This is a genomic window from Microbacterium zouquanmingi, from assembly GCF_052266675.1.
GTDB lineage: Bacteria > Actinomycetota > Actinomycetes > Actinomycetales > Microbacteriaceae > Microbacterium.
The window spans coordinates 406,339-426,929 of sequence record NZ_JBQPRA010000001.1; the positions used below are offsets into that span (position 1 = coordinate 406,339).

At 65.4% G+C, this 20,591-nt stretch carries 21 protein-coding genes; 16 read left to right on the plus strand and 5 right to left on the minus strand.

Annotated features, from left to right (window positions below):
• The first annotated feature begins 93 nt into the window (after nt 1-93).
• On the plus strand, nt 94-849 hold the full coding sequence (locus ACTU6V_RS02010) for an IclR family transcriptional regulator (protein WP_443474770.1): 756 nt from the start codon (nt 94-96) through the stop codon (nt 847-849).
• Nucleotides 850-859: 10 nt separating this feature from the next.
• On the opposite strand, the gene ACTU6V_RS02015 is transcribed toward ACTU6V_RS02010, so the two are convergent.
• Nucleotides 860-1,774 (minus strand): LysR family transcriptional regulator, encoded by a 915-nt coding sequence (locus ACTU6V_RS02015; protein WP_417509372.1) that lies wholly within the window; start codon nt 1,772-1,774, stop codon nt 860-862.
• Nucleotides 1,775-1,887: 113 nt separating this feature from the next.
• Between ACTU6V_RS02015 and ACTU6V_RS02020 the strand changes: the two genes are divergently transcribed.
• The 12 genes from ACTU6V_RS02020 to ACTU6V_RS02075 all read left to right on the plus strand — a co-directional run bounded on the left by ACTU6V_RS02020 (nt 1,888) and on the right by ACTU6V_RS02075 (nt 13,745).
• Nucleotides 1,888-2,925: an amidohydrolase family protein gene (locus tag ACTU6V_RS02020; RefSeq protein ID WP_443474771.1), complete on the plus strand. Its 1,038-nt coding sequence runs from the start codon at nt 1,888-1,890 to the stop codon at nt 2,923-2,925.
• An 11-nt stretch (nt 2,926-2,936) separates the two neighbouring features.
• The gene (gene ligK, locus ACTU6V_RS02025; RefSeq protein ID WP_443469899.1) at nt 2,937-3,629 is read left to right on the plus strand and encodes a 4-carboxy-4-hydroxy-2-oxoadipate aldolase/oxaloacetate decarboxylase; all 693 of its coding nucleotides are present in this window, start codon (nt 2,937-2,939) and stop codon (nt 3,627-3,629) included.
• A gap of 1 nt (nt 3,630) precedes the next feature.
• The gene (locus ACTU6V_RS02030; protein ID WP_443469900.1) at nt 3,631-4,560 is read left to right on the plus strand and encodes an amidohydrolase family protein; all 930 of its coding nucleotides are present in this window, start codon (nt 3,631-3,633) and stop codon (nt 4,558-4,560) included.
• 11 nt (nt 4,561-4,571) lie between these two features.
• Entirely contained in the window at nt 4,572-5,882 is a 1,311-nt protein-coding gene (locus ACTU6V_RS02035) for a protocatechuate 4,5-dioxygenase subunit alpha/beta (protein ID WP_443474772.1), read from the plus strand.
• Nucleotides 5,883-5,906: 24 nt separating this feature from the next.
• Nucleotides 5,907-6,860 carry a Gfo/Idh/MocA family oxidoreductase gene (locus tag ACTU6V_RS02040; RefSeq protein ID WP_443474773.1) on the plus strand — a complete coding sequence of 318 codons (954 nt, stop codon included), beginning with the start codon at nt 5,907-5,909 and terminating at the stop codon, nt 6,858-6,860.
• Between the two features lie 80 nt (nt 6,861-6,940).
• On the plus strand, nt 6,941-7,900 hold the full coding sequence (locus ACTU6V_RS02045; RefSeq protein WP_443469929.1) for an aldo/keto reductase: 960 nt from the start codon (nt 6,941-6,943) through the stop codon (nt 7,898-7,900).
• Complete coding sequence (locus ACTU6V_RS02050) at nt 7,897-8,589, plus strand: substrate-binding domain-containing protein (RefSeq protein ID WP_443469903.1); 693 nt, start codon at nt 7,897-7,899, stop codon at nt 8,587-8,589. Before ACTU6V_RS02045 ends, ACTU6V_RS02050 begins: the two co-directional genes overlap by 4 nt.
• Nucleotides 8,590-8,756: 167 nt before the next feature.
• Nucleotides 8,757-10,163 carry an LLM class flavin-dependent oxidoreductase gene (locus ACTU6V_RS02055; RefSeq protein ID WP_443469904.1) on the plus strand — a complete coding sequence of 469 codons (1,407 nt, stop codon included), beginning with the start codon at nt 8,757-8,759 and terminating at the stop codon, nt 10,161-10,163.
• Nucleotides 10,164-10,250: 87 nt separating this feature from the next.
• Nucleotides 10,251-11,003: a 3-oxoacid CoA-transferase subunit A gene (locus tag ACTU6V_RS02060; RefSeq protein WP_443469905.1), complete on the plus strand. Its 753-nt coding sequence runs from the start codon at nt 10,251-10,253 to the stop codon at nt 11,001-11,003.
• Nucleotides 11,000-11,635 carry a 3-oxoacid CoA-transferase subunit B gene (locus ACTU6V_RS02065; protein ID WP_443474774.1) on the plus strand — a complete coding sequence of 212 codons (636 nt, stop codon included), beginning with the start codon at nt 11,000-11,002 and terminating at the stop codon, nt 11,633-11,635. Before ACTU6V_RS02060 ends, ACTU6V_RS02065 begins: the two co-directional genes overlap by 4 nt.
• A complete protein-coding gene (locus tag ACTU6V_RS02070) occupies nt 11,632-12,798 on the plus strand; it encodes a thiolase family protein (RefSeq protein WP_443474775.1) in 1,167 nt (388 codons plus the stop codon). The genes ACTU6V_RS02065 and ACTU6V_RS02070 overlap by 4 nt, the downstream gene beginning before the upstream one ends.
• 161 nt (nt 12,799-12,959) lie before the next feature.
• Nucleotides 12,960-13,745 (plus strand): IclR family transcriptional regulator domain-containing protein, encoded by a 786-nt coding sequence (locus tag ACTU6V_RS02075; RefSeq protein ID WP_443474994.1) that lies wholly within the window; start codon nt 12,960-12,962, stop codon nt 13,743-13,745.
• Between the two features lie 47 nt (nt 13,746-13,792).
• Here ACTU6V_RS02075 and ACTU6V_RS02080 read toward each other — a convergent pair whose 3' ends face one another.
• The 4 genes from ACTU6V_RS02080 to hpaD form a co-directional block, all read right to left on the minus strand.
• On the minus strand, nt 13,793-14,251 hold the full coding sequence (locus ACTU6V_RS02080; protein ID WP_443474776.1) for a MarR family winged helix-turn-helix transcriptional regulator: 459 nt from the start codon (nt 14,249-14,251) through the stop codon (nt 13,793-13,795).
• Nucleotides 14,252-14,317: 66 nt separating this feature from the next.
• Nucleotides 14,318-15,454, minus strand: coding sequence for an FAD-dependent monooxygenase (locus ACTU6V_RS02085; protein WP_443474777.1), 1,137 nt, complete (start codon nt 15,452-15,454; stop codon nt 14,318-14,320).
• A 115-nt stretch (nt 15,455-15,569) separates the two neighbouring features.
• Nucleotides 15,570-15,881, minus strand: coding sequence for a Rossmann-fold NAD(P)-binding domain-containing protein (locus ACTU6V_RS02090; protein WP_443474778.1), 312 nt, complete (start codon nt 15,879-15,881; stop codon nt 15,570-15,572).
• A 233-nt stretch (nt 15,882-16,114) separates the two neighbouring features.
• Nucleotides 16,115-17,110 carry a 3,4-dihydroxyphenylacetate 2,3-dioxygenase gene (hpaD, locus tag ACTU6V_RS02095; RefSeq protein WP_443474779.1) on the minus strand — a complete coding sequence of 332 codons (996 nt, stop codon included), beginning with the start codon at nt 17,108-17,110 and terminating at the stop codon, nt 16,115-16,117.
• Between the two features lie 103 nt (nt 17,111-17,213).
• Between hpaD and ACTU6V_RS02100 the strand changes: the two genes are divergently transcribed.
• The 3 genes from ACTU6V_RS02100 (at nt 17,214) to ACTU6V_RS02110 (ending at nt 20,540) form a co-directional block, all read left to right on the plus strand.
• Nucleotides 17,214-18,116 (plus strand): LysR family transcriptional regulator, encoded by a 903-nt coding sequence (locus ACTU6V_RS02100; protein WP_443474780.1) that lies wholly within the window; start codon nt 17,214-17,216, stop codon nt 18,114-18,116.
• A gap of 51 nt (nt 18,117-18,167) precedes the next feature.
• Nucleotides 18,168-18,857 carry a GntR family transcriptional regulator gene (locus tag ACTU6V_RS02105; protein WP_443474781.1) on the plus strand — a complete coding sequence of 230 codons (690 nt, stop codon included), beginning with the start codon at nt 18,168-18,170 and terminating at the stop codon, nt 18,855-18,857.
• A gap of 150 nt (nt 18,858-19,007) precedes the next feature.
• On the plus strand, nt 19,008-20,540 hold the full coding sequence (locus tag ACTU6V_RS02110) for an ABC transporter substrate-binding protein (RefSeq protein ID WP_443474782.1): 1,533 nt from the start codon (nt 19,008-19,010) through the stop codon (nt 20,538-20,540).
• The last annotated feature ends 51 nt before the right edge of the window (nt 20,541-20,591 follow it).

Here is a 20,591-nt window from a genome sequence, read left to right on the forward strand (position 1 = left end):
ACCTCGTCGTTCGTTGGGGCGCGGAGTTTTTCCGGTTGTAGCGATGGTAAGGCACAGATTGCGCAGTAGGCAATAACGAGTAAGGTAAATTGCGTGATACGCAAAGATGCTCCGCGAGTCGAGTCCGTCCACCGGGCGCTTGTCCTGCTGAAACTCCTGATCGAAGAAGGAAATCTGGGGGTGACCGAAGCGGCAGCGGCGCTCGACGTCAATGCCTCGACTGCGCAGCGTCTGCTCGCGACGCTCGTGCAGGATGGCTTTGCCGCGCAGGGGCGCGATCGTCGGTACTCGGTCGGGCCCGCTCTGCATAACCCCGGCCTTTCGACACGGATTCCGCAGCTGACCGATCGACTGCGTCCGGCGCTGGAAGACCTCTTCGAGCGCACGGGAGAGACGGTGCATGTCGCCGCGCTCGTCGGCACGCGCATTCTGCACTTGGACGGTATCGAGGCGCGCACGCACATTCTGCGCTTCGGCCTGCGCGTAGGAGTGTGGCTCCCAGCGCACGTCACGTCGGGCGGAAAGGTTCTGCTGGCGGATCTGACCGACGAAGAGGTCGACGCGCGTTACAAGATGGCGCTCACGGGCCCTCGGGGTCAGCACATCGGCGTGGATCTGGAATCACTGCGCGAGCAGCTCGATGATGTGCGCCGATCGCGGATCGCATGGAACTTCGAAGAGAGCGAGCCGGGCGTCGCCGCGCTATCGATCTCGGTCGGGGAATTCGGAGGTCAGCGCGTGGCCTTCAGTATTGCGCTGCCGATCGCCCGATTCACCCGCGAACTCGGCGAGAAGTGGACGCAGGATCTCATCGAGGTGGCGGACGCCGTCGCCGGGCGGCGTTCCTGAGAAGAGTCCGTCACGCGGGCCTGCGCCGGTACTCGCCGGCGGCAACGGCGTCGAGCACCACGCTGCGGAACCACTTCTGTGCCGGTGACAGGCTCGCCTCGCGCCGGGTGTACAGCGAGACGGGCGTCGACTGCGCGGGCCACGGAAGATCGGTGATCCGCAGTCCCTGGAACCATCCGCTGAACACCTCGGCGACGTGCCGCGGCAGCAGCACGACAAGGTCGGTGGCCTGCAGCACAGCGGGCACGGTGGCATACTCCTCGACGGTGAGCGATACCTGCGGCATCAGTCCGTGCTCGGTCAGCGCCTGAAGCGGGAACACGTGGCCGCCGCGTGTCGAGACACGCACGAAGTGGCGGCCGACGAACATGTCCGGCCCGGGGTCGGGCAGCGGATGCGCAACCGACGTCAGTGCCACGTACTCCACGGCACGCACATGCGTGCGCCACAGCCTGGGGCTGCCGATCATCGACACCGTCATCGCCAGATCGATCGCCCCGCGGATCAGTCCGTCTTCGACCTGGTCGGCATCCAGACGCTCCACCTGCAGATGCGGGCCGGATGCTTCGCGGGCGAGCGCCTCCATGATCGGAGGCAGGAAGGTCTGCTCGCCGATCGAGGTGAGACCGAGCGCCAGTTCACCGCTGAAGCCGGCCGGTTCGAAAGCATCCGGATCACTCACTGCCTGATCGATCTGCGCCAGTGCCTCGTGCAGCGGCGCGAAGAGCGCCGTCGCTTTCGCGGTCGGAACCATGTCGTGTCCCTCGCGACGGAATAGCTCATCGCCGAACTTCTCGCGCAGGCGCCGCAGCGTGTAGCTGACCGTCGGCTGCGTCACGTGCAGGCGCTCGGCGGCGGCCGTGACGCTGCGCAACTCGTAGAGCACGACGAAGGTGCGCAACTGGTTGAGATCTGCCATGGCCATGTATAGAGCGTATCTATGGTTCGGGCTCAAAACATCTATTGGACTGTATAGAAACGGCGACCTAGAGTCGTGATCAACAGCACCCGAGTGACAAGTGACAAGGACGACACGCGTTGATCATCGACATCCACGGCCACTACACGACAGCTCCGGCACAGGTCGGCGCCTGGCGCGACCAGCAGATCGCCTTCACCAAGAGCGAGGGCGACGCTCCTGACCCCGCCGCGCTCACGGTCAGCGACGACGACATCCGCGAGAGCATCGAGAAGAACCAGCTCCGTCTGATGAACGAACGTGGCAGCGACCTCACCGTCTTCAGCCCTCGCGCGTCGTTCATGGCGCACCACATCGGCGATCTCGAGGTCAGCGAGACGTGGGCACGCATGTGCAACGATCTCGTCGCACGCGTCAGCTCGCTGTTCCCCGACCGGTTCATGATGGGCGCCATGCTCCCGCAGTCGCCCGGCGAAGACCCGAAGACCACCGTCGCCGAGATCACGCGCGCCGTCGAGGAGCTCGGGGCGGTCACCGTCAACATCAACCCCGACCCGTCGGCAGGCCGCTGGACGTCCCCTGCGATCACTGACCGCTCCTGGTACCCGATCTACGAGAAGCTCGTCGAGTACGAGCTGCCGGCCATGATCCATGTGAGCTCCACGTGTATGCCGCAGGTAATGCACACCACCGGCGACCACTACCTGGGCGCCGACACCACCGCCTTCATGCAGCTGATCCGCGGCGGCGACACCCTCTTCAAGGACTTCCCCGATCTGAAGCTGATCATCCCCCACGGTGGCGGCGCGATCCCTTACCACTGGGGCCGCTTCCGGGGGCTCGCGATGGCACTGGGTAAGCCAGAGCTCGAGGAGTACCTGCTCGACAACGTCTACGTCGACACCTGTGTCTACCACCAGCCCGGCATCGACCTGCTGACCGACGTCATCCCCACAAAGAACATCCTGTTCGCGAGCGAGATGATCGGCGCCGTCCGCGACATCGACCCGCGCACCGGTCACTACTTCGACGACACCAAGAAGTACGTCGACGCGACCACGAACCTCAGCGACTCGCAGCGTCAGGCGGTCTTCGAGGGCAACGCTCGCGACGTCTACCCCCGCCTCGACCGTGCCCTCAAGGCCCGCGGACTCTGAAAGGCCACACCATGCGACTGAACAACCTCGGAATCGTCCACACCAGCATCCAGCGCCCCGACCCCGACGACGTCGCGCGTCTGTCGAAGTTCGGCGTTGCGACCATCCACGAGGCCATGGGCCGCGTCGGCCTCATGCGCCCCTACATCCGTCCCGTCTACAAGGGAGCGGCGATGTGCGGCCCCGCCGTCACGGTGCTGCTTCAGCCCGGTGACAACTGGATGTTCCACGTCGCCGCCGAGCAGGTGCAGGAGGGTGACGTGATCGTCGCCGGCTGCACCACCGAGAGCGAAGACGGCTTCTTCGGAGACCTGCTGGCCACCTCCCTCACCGCTCGCGGCTGCAAGGGTCTCGTGATCGACGGCGGCGTCCGCGATGTCGAGGACCTCGAGAAGATGGGCTTCCCGGTCTTCTCCCGCGCCATCAACTCCAAGGGCACGGTCAAGGCCACTCTCGGTTCGGTGAACGTGCCGGTCGTCGCAGCGAACGCGCTCGTGAACCCAGGCGATGTCGTCGTCGCTGACGTCGACGGCGTCGTGGTGGTTCCACGCGAGCTCGCAGGTGTAGTGGCTGATGCCAGCCAGAAGCGCGAGGACAACGAGGCATCCAAGCGGCAGCAGTTCCGCGACGGCGTGCTCGGCCTCGACCTCTACGGCATGCGCGAGCCGCTGGCAGCCGCCGGCCTCGAGTACCTGGAGAACTGAGATGGCGCACGGCGACACCACGGGCGACTTCACCAAGACCGAGGGGTGGCTGGACTGGTACGACGGCCCCACGAAGCCGACATTCCAGCTGCCTGCGGGCGCTGTCGACGCGCACTGCCACGTCTTCGGCCCCGGTGCGGAGTTCCCGTACGCGCCGGAGCGCAAGTACACGCCGTGCGACGCTTCGGCAGACCAGCTCTTCGCCCTGCGCGACCAGCTCGGCTTCGACCGCAACGTCATCGTGCAGGCCACCTGCCACGGTGCCGACAACTCGGCACTCGTCGATGCGCTCACCCGCAGCGAAGGCCGCGCACGCGGTGTCGCCACGGTGCGCCGCGATGTGACCGATGAGCAGCTCGCACAGCTGCACGAGGCGGGCGTGCGCGGCGTGCGCTTCAACTTCGTCAAGCGCCTCGTCGACCGCATCCCGACCGACTCGCTCGACGAGATCGTCGCGAAGATCGCCCCGCTCGGATGGCACGTGGTCATCTACTTCGAGGCCGAGGATCTTCCCGAGCTGTACGACTTCTTCTCTCGCATCCCCACCGATGTCGTTGTCGACCACATGGGCCGACCTGACGTCACGAAGGACGTCGACGGCGAGGAATTCGCACTCTTCCTGCGCTTCATGCGTGAGAACCCCAACGTGTGGACCAAAGTCTCGTGCCCAGAGCGGCTCAGCGTCACAGGTCCCCGCGCACTCGATGGCGAGCAGCACGCGTACACCGACGTCGTGCCGTTCGCCCGCCGCGTGGTCGAGGAGTTCCCCGACCGCGTGCTGTGGGGCACCGACTGGCCCCACCCCAACCTCAAGAACCACATGCCCGACGACGGGCTGCTGGTCGACTACATTCCGCAGATCGCGCCGACCGTCGAACTGCAGCAGAAGCTGCTGGTCGACAACCCCGGCCGCCTGTACTGGAAAGACTGAAGGAGAACGACATGGCACTCGACAAGCCGTACAAGGACATTCCGGGCACCACGATCTACGACGCCGAGCAGGCGCGCAAGGGCTTCCATCTGAACCAGTTCGCGATGTCGCTGATGAAGCCCGAGAACCGGGTGCGCTTCCTCGCTGACCAGCCCGCGTACCTCGATGAGTGGCCGCTCAATCCGGTGCAGCGTCAGGCCGTGTTGGACATGGACCTCAACTCCATGATCGCTGAGGGTGGCAACATCTACTTCCTGAGCAAGATCGGTGCAACGCATGGGCTGAGCTTCCAGCAGATGGCTGGCTCTATGACGGGTATGAGTGAGGCTGCGTACCGCGACATGATGGTCGGTGGTGGACGCCGTCCGGAGGGCAATCGTCTCAAGGATCTGGATGGTTGGACTCCTCCCGCGCCGGGTGAGAAGGCTGACACGTTCCGTCCGAACGCGCCGGCGAGGTACACCTCTGCGGTGTTCACCTCGCATGTGCCGGCGATTGGTGCGGCGATGGATCTCGGTAAGACGGAGGAGCCGTATTGGAAGAAGGTCTTCGATGGTTACCAGTGGACGCGCAGTTGGCAGCAGGAGTCCAAGCCTGACGTCGTGATTCTGATTTATAACGACCATGCGACCGCGTTTGATGCGTCGATCATTCCGACGTTCGTGCTGGGTACGGGAGCGGCGTATGCCGTCGCTGATGAGGGCTATGGTCCTCGTCCGGTTCCTGGCATCGAGGGTTACCCGGAGCTTGCCGCCCATCTTGCGCAGTCGATCATCCAGGATGATTTCGATCTCACTCTCGTCAATGAGATGGTCGTCGATCATGGTTTGACGGTGCCGTTGTCGCTGGTGTTCGGTGAGCATGGCACGGAAGATGAGTGGCCGGTGAAGGTCATCCCCCTCGCTGTCAATGTGGTGCAGTACCCGGTGCCGTCCGGGCGCCGCTGCTATGAGCTCGGCAAGGCACTGCGCCGTGCGCTGGACAAGTGGGACGGCCCTGAGCTGAACGTGCAGATCTGGGGCACCGGGGGCATGAGTCACCAGTTGCAGGGGCCGCGTGCGGGGCTTATCAACGAGGAGTGGGACAACGCGTTCCTTGATCACCTGATTGCTGATCCGAAGGGGCTGACCGAGTGGTCGCACATGGAGTACGTCGATGAGGCCGGCTCAGAGGGCATCGAACTCGTTGACTGGCTGATCGCTCGTGGTGCGATGGATGATCAGTTCGGCGGCGAGTCGCCGTCGACGGATCACCGGTTCTACCACGTGCCAGCATCCAACACCGCCGTCGGACACCTCGTCCTCAGCAACCCCACCGCCTGATCTCGCTCGCGAAAAGGAGACCGCATGACTGACAAGATCCGCATCGCCGTCGTGGGCGCCAATGGCGCCTTCGGCATGAAGCACCTCGACGGCCTGGCACTCATCGAAGATGCCGAAGTGACCGTCGTCGCCGCCACCTCGCAGGAGAAGGCGGATGCTGTCGCCGAAAAGTTTGGCGTCGCGAACGCCGTCGTCGGGCTCGAGGCGGTGCTTGAGCGCGACGATGTGGATGCTGTCATCCTCGCGACTCCGACCGGTCTGCACTCGGGCCAGACGCAGGCCGTGCTCGCCGCCGGCAAGCACGTGCAGGTGGAGATTCCGCTGGCGGATTCGCTGGAGGATGCCGAAGCGGCACTGGCTGCGGCCGAAGCATCCGACCGCGTGGCGATGGTGGGGCACACCCGCCGGTTCAACCCTTCGCACCAGCTCGTGCACAACCGGATCTCCGCCGGCGAATTCAGCGTGCAGCAGATGGACGTGCAGACGTACTTCTTCCGCCGCACGAACACGAACGCCAAGGGCGAAGCGCGTTCCTGGACTGACCACCTGCTGTGGCACCACGCCGCGCACACGGTCGATCTGTTCGCCTACCAGGCGGGCAAGATCGTCGAGGCGCGCGCCGTTCAGGGGCCGATCAACCCGGAACTGGGCATCGCCATGGACATGGGCATCCTGCTCAAGAGCGAGACCGGTGCGATCTGCACGCTGTCGTTGTCGTTCAACAACGACGGGCCGTTCGGCACGTTCTTCCGCTACATCGGCGACACCGAGACCTACATCGCTCGCTATGACGATCTGTTCAACGGCAAGGACGAGCAGATCGATGTCTCCGACGTCGCGGTCAGCATGAATGGCATCGAGCTGCAGGACCGCGAGTTCATCGCCGCGATTCGCGAGGGCCGCGAGCCCAACTCCTCGCTGCGTCAGGTGATCGACTGCTACCGCGTGCTCGGTCAGCTGGAAGAACAGCTGGCGTGAGCATTCCTTCCCCTAACCCGCAAAACCACGCCGAGACTGCGGCGAGCCGCCGCAGTCTCGGCGTGGTTTTGCAGTCTCGCATGGGCCTCGGCTGCATGAATCTCAGCCATGCCTACGGCATCCCGCCCTCTCCTGAAGAGGGCCTCGCGGTGCTGCGCACGGCGCTCGATGACGGGGTGAGCCACCTCGACACGGCCACGCTCTACGGCGCCGGTCGCAACGAGGAGCTCGTCGGTCAGGCGCTGCGCGGGCGACGCGACGAGGTCGTGCTCGCGAGCAAGGGCGGGATGGCGATGGTCGACGGCACGAAGGTCATCGACGGGCGGCCCGACACCCTGCGGGCGCAGGTGGATGCTTCGCTCTCACGCCTCGGAGTCGACCACATCGACCTGTACTACCTGCACCGCTGGGACAAGAAGGTGCCCATCGAAGAGAGCGTCGGTGCGCTCGCGTCTGCGGTGGAGCAGGGGAAGATCGGCGCGATCGGGCTCTCGGAGGTGTCGGTGGCGACGCTGCGCAAGGCGCAGCAGGCAGCCCCGATCGCCGCGGTGCAGAACGAGTACTCGCTCTGGAGCCGCAACCCCGAACTCGGGATGCTCTCGGCCACCGCGGCCGACGGGATTGCACTGGTCGCGTTCTCGCCGGTGGCACGCGGATTCCTCAGCGACTCGGTCGGAGACCCTGCCGAGCTCGCGGAGAAGGACATCCGGCGGGCGATGCCGCGGTTCTCGGCGCAGAACTGGCCTGCGAATGAAGCGCTGCTGCCGGCCTGGCGTGCGCTCGCCGCAGAGGCAGAGTGCACTCCGGCGCAGCTCGCTCTCGCCTGGTTGCTTTCACGTGGCGATCACGTCGTGCCGATCCCTGGCACAACCAGCGTTTCGCATCTGCGTGAGGACTTCGGGGCGCTTTCGCTTTCGGTGGACGCTGCGCTGCTCACGCGTGCCGGTGAGCTGATCACCACGGCTACGGTCGCAGGCCCACGCTATGCGCCAGGCCCTGCCTCTGAGGTGGATGCCGAGACCTTCGAGGCAGACGCATGAAGGCCATTTCCTCGATGGCGACGCGGCACGTGCTCGCCGATCTTCTCGACGCAGCCGCATCTGCGGGGCTGCCCGCCGTCGAGGTCGAGTCGGTCGGGGGAGTGGATGCCGCTGCCCGCGTTGCCGACGGTGAAGCGTTCGATCTGGTATTCCTCGCTTCGGGGGCGCTGACCAAGCTCGCATCCAGCGCACACGTCCCGGGCCCTGTCGTGCCTCTCATGCTGTCGCAGACCGCGGTGGCTGTGCCCTCCGGCTCGTCCGAGCCGGCCACGCGGCCGGAGGGCCCCGCCTTCGCAGACGCTTCGGAGCTTCGCGACGCACTGCGCTCCGCGAACCGGATCGGCTATTCGACCGGACCCAGCGGCACTGCACTCGTGAAGATGATCGACGGGTGGGGGCTGACCGATGAGGTAGGCGACCGGCTCGCGCAGGCGCAGCCCGGCGTTCCGGTCGCTCGCTCTCTTGCGAAGGGTGTCGTCGACCTGGGATTCCAGCAGCTCAGCGAGCTCGTAGGCCAGCCGGGCGTGCGCATCCTCGGTGTCATGCCTTCTGACTGCGCGATCGACACCGTGTTCGCCGGGGCCGTGGCGACAGCATCCGACTCGCCCGAGAAGGCTGCTGAGGTGCTGGCGTTCCTGGCGTCAGACGCGGCCCGGCCGATCAAAGAGCAGCACAGCTTCCGCGCATAACTCCTGAAGAATTGCCGCTTTGCCCGGCTCAGGTGACCTGTTTTCGCGGTTTCTGAGAATTCCTCAGGAGTTGTGCACACGGAAGCGGCGCTGACGCATGACGTAACGTGTCGTGATCTTTCGACACAGAGGGAGCCGTGCGGCCTGTCGCGCGGCATCCTCGTGTCATGAGCGAATCCCGTCCCCTCCGGTTCAACGCGTTCGTGATGAACACGAACTCGCACATCCAGCACGGCCACTGGCGCAGGCCCGAGGCCGCACAGGTCGATTTCGAAGACGTGCAGGTCTGGATCGACCTCGCGAAGACCCTCGAGGCCGCGAAGTTCGACGCGATGTTCTTCGCGGACGTCGCCGGTCACTACGGCGATGCGGATGCTGATTACGAGGTGTACGTCCGGCACGGGCTGCAGATCCCGAGCAATGACCCGACGGTTCTGCTCGGTGCGCTCGCGGTGGTGACCGAGAATCTCGGTCTCGCACTCACCTCGAACGTGGCCCAGAACCACCCGTTCAACTTCGCCCGCCAGGTCTCGACCCTCGACCACATCTCGCGCGGCCGGATCGCCTGGAACATCGTCACCGGCACGCAAGACAACGGGGCGCGCAACTTCGGCTTGCCCCAGCTGACCGACCACGCCGAGCGCTACCGCTGGGCCGAGGAGTACGTCGACGTCGTCTACAAGCTGTGGGAGGGGTCCTGGGATGAGGGCGCGATCCTGAAGGACAAGGGGAGCGGCGTGTACGCCGACGTCACGAAGGTGCACAAGATCTTCCACGAGGGAGAGCGCTACCGCGTAGAGGGCCCGCACCTGCCGGCGCCCTCGCCCCAGCGCACACCGCTGCTGTTCCAGGCCGGAGCATCGGAATCAGGACGCCGGTTCGCCGCGCAGAACGCGGAGGCGGTGTTCATTCTCGCGCCCACCCCCGAGATCGCCAGGTGGCAGATCGACGAGACGCGGGCGCTGGCCGTCGAGTACGGGCGTGAGCCCGATGACATCAAGTTCTTCCAGGGCCTGACGTTCGTCATCGGCGACACGGAGGCCGAGGCGCAGCAGAAGGCCGAGGAGTATGAGACGTGGTCGAGCGACGAGGGCTTCCTCGCGCACGCCGCCATCGTCGACCCGACGGGTCGCACGTACCCGCCGGAGACCGAGCTCAAAGACGTCGACACCAACACGATGAAGGGATTCACCGAGCTGCTGCGCCGCACGATCACCGATCGCGAGCCGACCGTTGCGGATGTCGCATCACGGATGACGCGCAACAACCTGGTCGTCGGAACCCCGGAGCACATCGCGGATGAGCTCGAACGCTGGCAGGCCGCCGGCGTCGATGGGATCAATGTCGTGAACGCCGTGATCCCCGGTTCCTTCGAGGAGTTCGCCGACAAGGTGCTTCCTGTCCTCCGCGAACGGGGCCTCGCGCAGAGCGAATACGCGCCGGGAACCCTGCGCGACAAGCTGTTCGGCGCGCCACGGCTCAATGAGCGCCACCCGGCCGCACGCTATCGCGGTGCGTTCTCGAGCGACCGCACCGCGCAGCCGCTGGCCGCAGAGGCCGCTGCGCGGGCGTAACCGCAGGCTTCTTCCCTGCGCGCGCGGTGCGATAGTATGGGCGCCAAGCGAACGTCAGTTCGCACAGCGAACACGCAAGGAGGCGCAGTGATTGACAAGACCGTGGCGGATGCGGCATCCGCCGTCGCCGACATCCCCGACGGCGCGACCGTCATGATCGGCGGGTTCGGGCGCGCGGGGCAGCCGGTCGAGCTGATCGACGCGCTCATCGAGCACGGCGCCCGCGACCTCACGATCGTCAACAACAACGCCGGCAACGGCGATGTCGGACTTGCGGCGCTCCTGGCCAAGGGACTGGTGCGCAAGATCCTGTGCTCCTTCCCCCGACAGAGCGACTCGTGGGTGTTCGATGACCTGTACCGCTCGGGCAAGATCGAGCTCGAACTCGTTCCGCAGGGCAATCTTGCTGAGCGCATCCGTGCCGCCGGAGCCGGCATCGGCGCCTTCTTCACGCCGACGGGTGTCGGCACCGCGCTGGCCGAAGGCAAAGAGGAGCGCGTGATCGACGGACGCCGCTACGTGCTCGAGTACCCGATCACCGCCGACTTCGCCCTGATCAGCGCGCTCAAGGGCGATCGCTGGGGCAACCTCGTCTACCGCGGCACCGCGCGCAACTTCGGTCCGATCATGGCGACCGCCGCCACCACGACCATCGCGCAGGTCGACGAGATCGTCGACCTCGGCGCGATCGACCACGAGGTCGTCGTGACACCGGGAATCTTCGTCAATCGCGTTGTCGCCGTCGGCGAGCGCCGGTGGCTGCAGGGTGGCGAGTTCGTCGGCGGCGTCGATCTCGAGGGTGCGCCATCGGATACTTCAGAAGAGAAGGTCGCCTCATGAGCACTCGCATCACTCGCAACGACCTGGCAGCGCGCATCGCGGCTGACATCCCCGAGGGCTCCTTCGTGAACCTCGGCATCGGCGCCCCGACCCTGGTCGCCAACTTCCTGCCCGACGACCTCGAGATCATCCTGCACACCGAGAACGGGCTGCTCGGGATGGGCAGCGCACCTGAGGAAGGGCAGATCGACCCCGACCTCATCAATGCCGGCAAGCAGGCCGTCACCGCGGTCGCGGGAGCTGCGTACTTCCATCACGCCGACTCCTTCGCGATGATGCGCGGCGGACACCTCGACGTGTGCGTGCTCGGCGCGTTCCAGGTCGCGCAGAACGGCGACCTGGCGAACTGGTCTACGGGAGCGCCGGGTGCGATTCCGGCGGTCGGCGGCGCGATGGATCTGGCGATCGGCGCCAAGGACGTTTACGTGATGACCGACCTGCTCGCCAAGGACGGTTCTTCCAAGCTGGTCGAGGCGTGCACGTATCCGCTGACCGGTGTCGGCTGCGTCAGCCGTGTCTACACCGATTACGCCGTGTTCGACGTGACGCCCGACGGCTTCCAAGTGCGCGAGGCGTTCGGCGAGAATACGGTGAAGTCCCTTTCAGAGCTGACTGGCTTGGAGCTGCAATGACCACTTATATCTACGACGCTGTCCGCACTCCGTTCGGGCGCGCGGGTGGTGCGCTCGCCGGCATCCGTCCCGATGATCTTGCGGCGACAGTGATGCGTGCGACGATCCTGCGCACCGGGCTCGATGCGGCACGCATCGACGATGTGATCTTCGGCGACGCGAACCAGGCTGGCGAGGACAATCGCAACGTCGCCCGAATGGGTGCTCTGCTTGCCGGATTCCCGACGTCGGTGACCGGTACGACGGTGAACCGGCTGTGCGCCTCCAGCGTCGAGGCCGTCATCCAGGGTGCGCGGGCGATCGAATCCGGGGATGCCGAGATCATTCTCGCGGGCGGCGTGGAGTCGATGAGCCGGGCGCCGTTCGTGGTCGAGAAGTCGGCCAAGCCGTACCCTGCGACGGGCAACCAGACGATGTGGAACACCGCGATCGGCTGGCGCATGACCAACGAGGCGCTGCCGACGGGCTGGACGATCTCGAACGGCGAAGCCGCCGAGAAGACGGCCGCCACCTGGGGCCTCTCGCGCGAAGATCAGGATGCTTTCGCGGTGCGCTCGCACGAGCTTGCCGCCAAGGCATGGGCTGAGGGCATCTATGACGGCGAGATCGTGCAGGTGCCGGGTGCGGAGCTTGTCCGCGATGAGGGCATCCGCGACGGGTCGACGGTCGAGAAGCTCGCCGGGCTCCGTGCTCTGTTCGCCGCGGACGGCACCGTGACAGCCGCGAACTCCTCGTCGATCAATGACGGCGCCTCAGCGGTGCTGTTGGGTGCCGAGGGCGTGCTCGACGTCGAGCCGCTGGCGCGCATCACCGGTCGTGGTGCGCACGGCGTCGACCCGGATGAGTTCCCGACCGCGCCGATCGAGGCGGCCAACAAGGCCCTCGCCCGCGCGGGCCGCACCTGGGCCGACGTCGACTTCGTGGAGTTGAACGAGGCGTTCGCATCGCAGTCGCTGGCATGCCTGCGGGGCTGGCCCGGCCTGGATCCCGCAAAGCTCAACATCCATGGCGGGGCGCTGGCGATCGGGCATCCGCTCGGAGCATCCGGCGGACGCATCATCGGCCATGCCGCACATGAACTCGCGCGCCGCGGTGGCGGAGTCGCGGTCGTGGCAATCTGCATCGGTGTCGGCCAGGGCCTCGCCGTCGTCCTCGAGCGCTGAGCCGTGGCATCCGGGACGGCGCGGCGTCGCCGCGCGCTCCCGCGAAACGGAGGAAATCTCATGATCCGGAGGATGGATTCCGGTCAGGCCTCCTCCGATTCGAGAGATGTCCTCCGGATCTGCACGGTGGCAAGGGGCGTTAGGGTTCTCGAGTGACCGAAATGGATGCCGCACCCGCTGCCGATCCGGCATCTGCCGACTTCGTGCAGTCGCTGGCGCGGGGGCTCGCCGTCATCCGCACGTTCGACGGGGAGCCAGCCGAACTGTCGCTCGCGGAGGTTGCTCGTCGGGCGGACATCCCGCGCGCCGCCGCACGCCGGTTCCTGCGCACGCTCGAGCAGCTCGGCTACGTTCGGGCGACCCCGGACGCGAGATTCCGGTTGACCCCGCGCATTCTCGAACTCGGCTACGGATATCTCTCATCGCTCTCGCTGCCGGAGATCGTGCAGCCGCACCTTGATGAGCTCTCGCATCAAATCGGTGAATCGGTGTCGGTCGCTGTGCTCGACGGTGACGAGATCGTCTACGTCGCGCGCGCCGCCGCCCGTCGCATCATGAGCGTGCGCATCACGATCGGCACGCGACTGCCCGCAGCGGCGACCAGCATGGGGCGTGTGCTTCTCGCGGCGCTTCCGGAGACAGCTGCCGCCGAGACCGTAGGCGAACTGGTGGCTTACACCCCGCGCACGCGCGTCGATCCGGCGGAGCTTTCCGCAGAGCTCGAACGCGTCCGCGCGCAGGGTTGGGCAATGGTCGATGGCGAGCTCGAAGACGGGCTGCGCTCGATCGCCGTTCCGCTGCGGACGCGCGCCGGGGTGACCGCGGCGCTCAACGTCTCGACGAGCACTGCCCGCGGTGCGGCTGACGACGTGCGGGCGGAACTGCTGCCTGCGCTGCAGCGCACAGCATCCGAGATCGAAGCGGAGCTGGTCGCTGCCCGCGTGTGATCCCTCTCCGACGTCCGCAGGACAGGGGATCGACGGTTCGAGGCTGTTCAACGACCCAGCTGTCGACGCAGGGCCAGGTGCGTCGCGGCCAGGGCGTCGACAGCGGACTCCAATGCGTGCTGCTGTTCAGAAGTGAGGGCACGCAGCACATCGTCGATCGGACGTGCCCACTCTTCGGAGATCGCGCGATGCTCAGCTCGACCCGACTCGGTGGGTTGGATTAGAGATACGCGTCGATCCCGTGGACTCTTCTCACGAGTGACGTACCCTCGCTGTTCAAGGGTGCGCAGTGCCGCACTGGCATTGGGCTGCTGAAGTCCGAGTGCGTCGGCGAGTTCGCCGACGGTGGATGCAGGGGTGTCGATCACTTGCTTGAGCAGGGCGATCTCCGTCGTCGGAAGCGGACCGACACCGGCGCGCTCTGGAGCCTTCCGATGAATCGTCCACGCCAGTTCGCGCAGCGTGATGCTGACGTCGGTCAGGTTCGAGCCGCGGGTGTTCACCATGGTCTTCTGAGCCTATCGCCCGGGCAGCGCGAGATTGCGTGCGCGGCCCAGGCGTGACGATGCGCGTCAGAGTGGCTGTGCCATGACCTTCAACACATGCTGAGTGGCGGCGACGTTGTCGAAGCCGGGCAGGTTGCCCATCTCCCACTCGCCGATGTTGCGTGAGGTCTCGACGATGAGCTTGCAGCGTTCGAAACGGCGCTCGGTGAACTCGACGACGGCATCCTCGATGCTCTCGTCGGTCGAAAGCACTTCTCCGAGTACGACACCGTCCTCGATCGCTTGTGCCGCGCCCTGCCCGAGGTGCGGCGTGATCGCGTGCACCGCATCGCCCATGAGCACCACGCGACCTTTGTGCCACGGGGCTGGTGCGATCATGGCCTCTTCGGGCCGCAGCACGATGTCCGCCGGATCGTCGCTGAGGAACTCGTCGCGGAAGCGCCCGGCGAGGCCGCCGAAGCCCTCGAGCTCCTTGCGGAGGGCAGTCGGGAGATCCGCGGTCGCAGGTCGCTCATCTCGCGCCATCGGCTTGTTGAAGAACATGTACGCCAGGTCCTTGCCGATCGGCACGAAACCGGCCATGCCGTTCGGGCCCTCCTGGAGGATGATCCGGTCGATCTCCGGCAAGATCGGCATGTTCTGGCGGTAAGCCGACTGGCCGATGTACTCAGGACGCAGCTCGGCGTCGAGCACATACCCGCGCACCTTCGAGGCCACACCGTCGGCGCCGACAACAAGATCAGCCGTGATCTGCTCACCGCTGGCGAGGGTGACGATCACGTCGCCACCGCGCTCTTCGAGTGAGACGAATGAGGTCGAGTACTGGATATCGACGCCGACTTCGACCGCACGCTCGGTGAGGATCTCGTGGAGTCGTGGGCGGGTGACTCCGTTCATCGGAGGCAGTGTGCTGCTCTCGATCGGGGTGCCATGGATGTCGCGGATGAAGTTGCCGTCGTAGTCGTACATCGCGCCCCAGGCCGCAGCGGCGAAGCCGGACTCCAGGCAAGCGTCGGCCGCACCGAGGGCGTCAAGAGCACGCAGCGCGTTGATCGGCTGGATGATGCCGACCCCGAAGACAGATGCATGAGCCGATGCGTACCGCTCGATCAAATGGACATCGTGCCCGGCCTTGCGGATCGCGATTGCGGCGGAGAGGCCGCCGATGCCGCCACCGACGACAAGAATATTGAGCTTGTTCATGATTCCTACACCTTCGTGGATTCTCACCACGCGTCTTCGCGGGTGCTCATAGCTAGCATATATGTCTATATATATATGTGACAACATGTTGTACGGACATCGGTGGCACTGGTTCTCAGATCGGTTGCGCCATGATCTCGAGAACGCGCTGGGTCGCGGCGATGTTGTCGAAGTCTGGAAGCTTGCCCATCTCCCACGCGCCGATCGCCTCGGACGTCTCCACAACGAGCTTGCACCGCTCGTAGCGGCGCACGGTGGACTCGTCGAAGGCGGCATCCAGATGTTCGTGTCGGGTGCGCACATCCGCCAGTACGACGCCGTCCTCGATCGCCTGGGCGGCACCCTGGCTGAGGTGAGAGGTGATCGCGTGGACCGCGTCGCCTATGAGGACTACGCGGCCCTTGTGCCGCGGGGCGGAGGCGATCATCGACTCCTCGGGGCGCAAGCGCGATGTCGGTCGGGTCGTCGCTGAGGATGACGCCGACGCCGAGCACCGACGCATGTGCGCTCTCATAGCGATCGATGACGTGGACGTCATGCCCCTCCTACCGAAGGGCGATCGCGGCTGACAGCCCACCGATGCCGCCACCGAGGACGAGAACCTCGCGTTGAGACATATCCAACTCCTTTGCTGGTCTGCTGCGAACGGATGGGCCTTGCTCAGTGGATGCCGAGGTAGTCCTCGAGTGTCGCGGGGCCCGCTTTCAGTAACGGCTCGTGTACGGGCTCCTGCGGGAACTCGCTCGCCTCGAAGAACCATCGGTTCGACGCGGGCATCCCCCACAGTTGCGCTCGCCGCGGGTTCGAGACGTCCCAGCGGATCGGTGGGGTCTCCAGGTCGATGAACTGATAATGCGTGTTGAACAGCTCGACCCGGTGCTGGTCCGGGTCGCGAAGGTAGAGGAACAGCGCGTTGCTGATGCCGTGGCGGCCGGGGCCCCGGTCGATCTCGTCACCGAACCCAAGTGCGCCCGCGACATCGGCGGCGTGGATGAGCGAGGAGCCGTCCGGCACCGCGTAGGCGAAGTGATGCAGGCGGGGCCCGCGGCCGTTCGTGAAGACGAGGTCATGCGTGTTGCCCTTGACCTCCATCCACGTGCCCCAGAGCTCATCGGTGTCATCCTTGGCGGTGTATTCGGACATGCGCATGCCGAGTCCGGTCCAGAAGTCAGTTGCGGTCTGGACGTCATGCGTGACGCACTGATAGTGGTCGAGACGCTGCGGGGCGCCGGCGACGAACTCGTTGTAGTTCTGCATCTTGCGCGGCACGACGTCCATAGATGAGGTGAGCTCCATGCGGGTGCCCACGGCATCGCGGAACTGGATCGTTGGGCCCTGGTGATCGCGTTCGACCCGCTGGTGCTCGATATTATTCTCGGCGAAGAACTTCTCCGCGGCGACGATGTCGTCGTCAGTGCGCACGCGCAGGCCGACGTGCAGCGCCTTCGCCTGCGGGGCGAGTTCGAGGATGAGGCTGTGGTGCGCCGCCTCCTCGAGTCCGCGCAAGTAGATCGCGTCGCTCGTCTCCTCGGTGACGACGAGACCGATGACGTCGCGGTAGAAGTCGCGGCTGCGCGCGAGATCGGTCACCGAGATGGCGACATGGCTCGAGCGGGTGAGTGTGAAGGCGGGGTTCGAGTTGGTGATCGGGAGCATGTGCTCAGCGTGACACTCTGATGCCTCGGGCAGAACTACCGGTTCGCTCTCGAAGCCATACGACCAATGTATGGGCAGGGCCACCGTTCGGTACTCTGCATATGTGGAGCTGCGACACCTGCACTACTTCGCCGCCGTTGTCGAGGCGGGGTCGTTCACCGCTGCCGCCGTCCAGTTGCACATGTCGCAACCTCCGTTGAGCGTCGCAATCGCCAAACTCGAGGTCGAGCTCGGTGTAACTCTGCTCGTGCGCACGCCTCGTGGGGTTGAGGCTACGAGCGCAGGGCGCTACCTGCTCGATGCATCCACCCGCATACTCGGCGAGGTCGACGATATCGCGTCGGCGCTCAAGCGGTTCGGCGCAGGACTCGCTGGTGCACTCACCATCGCCGCGGTGCCTGTACTGATGTGGCATCGCATGCCGCGTCTGCTGCGCGAGTTCGCGACAGGCGCTCCGGACGTCGAGGTTCGTCTCGTGGATCCACCGCCGTGGACGGCGATCGACATGCTGCAGCAACGCAGCGTCGACGTCGCGGCCGTCATGGTGGCCGACGCGAAGCAGTTCGCGCAGCGTCACGGCGACGTGCTCGACATCGTGGACTGGGGCCCGGTGCCGCTCGTCGCCGCTCTCCCACCAGAGCGGGATGACATGCCGGACCCGCTCCCGCTCAAATGGTTCGACGACCAGGTTGTCGTACTGCCGCGGCGCACGACCGCGGTGCCGAGCCTGCCGGAGGCGGTGGAGGCGGCATTTGATCGCCACGGGGTCTCGCCGGCCTCGATCCGCACCGTTGACACCATCCAGACCAGCATCCCGCTTGTCGAGGCGGGTGTCGCGAACGCGATCCTCCCCGACCCGGACGGTGCGAGCCTCGCGAGATTCGATCTGACGTTACGAGACGTCGAGCCGCGGCCGAAGCCGTTGCGTGCATTGGTGCTGGCGCGGGCCGGTTCCTCGGAAGAGCCGGTCATCGCGCGTTTCCTCGCGCATATCGGGCGAGCGTAACCCAAAATCGCACATGATCACCGATAGGATTGCTGAGCACAAGGAGGCACCGTGACCGAGACGAAGACGTTGAGTAAAGCCGAGCAGGCATATGTGATCCTGCGCCGAGGGATCATGGACGGCACGTATAGCCCTGGCCAGAGGCTCGTGATCGATCAGCTCGGTCGTGAGCACGGTATCAGCTCGGTGCCCTGGCGTGAGTCGCTCCGGCGCCTCGAGGCCGAGGGCTGGGTCGACATCGTCCCGAACGCCGGAGCCGTGGTCAAGTCAGTGGATGTCGACTCCTGGCATCGCACGATGAATCTGCTAGCGCGACTCGAGGGATACGCGACCGCGCTCTCGGCTCCGCGCCTGACGGACGATCAGGTGGCAGAGGCACGCGACTTGAACAAACGGATGGGTGAGGCGCTCGCGAACTTCGACCCTAAGCGGTTCGGCGATCTGAACCGGGCCTTCCATGAGCTGCTGTGCTCGCAGTCCGATGACGAGCGCCTCAATAATCTCGTGCACTCTGAGTGGACGCGGCTGGACCTCATTCGCCGCACCGCGTTCTGGTACGCGCCCGGTCGCGCGCTGGCCTCTCTGACGGAGCACGATGAGATCCTCGACCTCATCGAGAGCGGTGCCGAGGCTGATCTCATCGAGACGTCGGTGCGCCAGCACGAGATCAACACGCTGGACGCCGTCGCCAAGGATGAAGCGGAGCGCGAAGCCGAGGAGATCGGTCGCAGCAGGCGCTGATCGCCGCCATCTGGGCATCGCGATGGATCACGATGTGATCACGTTGACTATCGCGTCGAAAATCGCACTAGCAATCGTGTGCGATCCTCGATAGCTTTCTTGCACACGTACTCGGTTGCTCGAACCGAGCCGAGACGCAAGGAGGCGTCGATGTCCCGAATGCACCCCGTCCTCAAAATCGGAGCACCACTGGTCGTAGCTGGTCTGCTGCTGGCCGGATGCTCCGGTACTGGCGGTGACGAAACCGGTCCTTCCGCCGAAGAGGGTACCAACGACACGCTCAAGGCGAACTGGGGGTCGTTCCCTGAGAACTGGGCACCCGGCGTCTCGAACGAGCCCGGCTACATGCGAGTCCCCTACCAGACGCTGGTCAACCGCTCGACGACCGGTGAAATCCTCCCGAATCTCGCCACGGCGTGGGAGTTCAACGACGATGCAACGGTGCTGACGGTCACCTTGCGCGAGGACGTCACCTTCCACGACGGCACCGCGTTCAATGCCGACGCCGTTGCGGCGAACTTCGACTACATCGCCAACACTGTCGGGGGTGAGTACGGTGGCCCACTGAAGGTGCAGGTCGCCAGCGTCGACGCGGTGGATGAGTACACGGCGGCTTTCAATCTCACCCAGCCCAACCCGGAGTTCGTCGCGACGCTGTCACAGATGAACATGCCGATCGGAAGCCCCGCGGCGATCGCGGACGGCTCCATCGAGACCCACCCCGTCGGCACAAGTCCCTGGCAGTTCGACGCGGATGGATTCATCGCCGGCACAAAGGCCTCCTTCGTTCAGTACGAGGACTACTGGGGTGACCAGCCTGCCTTCGAGAACATCGAACTCTACGGTGTCACCGATGTGAACTCGGTCGCGGCGGGTATCTTGAGCGGCGAGTTCGATGTTGCGGACTCCGAACCCGAGGTCATCTCGATGTTCGAGTCTTCAGCGAACGCTGATTTCTATGACTACCCGGCGATTCGCAACAACATCACCTTCTTCGACCGCGCCGAGGGTGGCCAGTTCGCCGATCCTCGAGTACGCCAGGCGTTGTGCATGGCGATGGACAACGAGGCCGTCGCAGCTCTCGGTGACGGTACCGCGCAGCCGCAGCACTTCATCGACGGCGAACCGGCCCATAACCCTGCCATCGCCGGATACGACGGTCAGCTCGACGAAGCGCTCGCGCTGTGGGAGGAGCTGGGCAACCCGACGATCGAAGCCGAGATGTCCGTCGCACCGTTCACGAAGAACGAGAGTGCGCAGCGCGCAGAGCAGATGGGACAGCTGCCGAACGTGACGATCACGGTTCAGGAATTCGCGCCACCGCAGTGGAGCGGTAACTGGAACTCGGGTCAGTTCGGGCTCGGGCTCGGACAGCACTCGCAGATCGTTCCGTCTGCTTGGTACTCCACCTGGTGGGCGGCAGGCGCGGGGGCGAATCCGGCTGGTGAGGAAAGCGCAGAGTTGAAGTCGCTCGCTGACGCGGCTCTTGCGGCATCCGAAGACGAAGCGCCCGCCGCGTGGCAGGCCGTGATGCAGCAGATCGCCGACGAGGCCCTCGTGTGCAGTCACAACCAGGGCAACGAGATGATCGCGTTCAACACCTCTACCGTCGACAACGTGCAGCCGTTCCTGTACTGGGAGCCCAAGCAAATCGACTACTACGCGATCACCCCGGCTGCCTGAACGAGTCGATAGAAGAAAGCGGATGGCTGTGGCACGACGTGGAGGAACTGT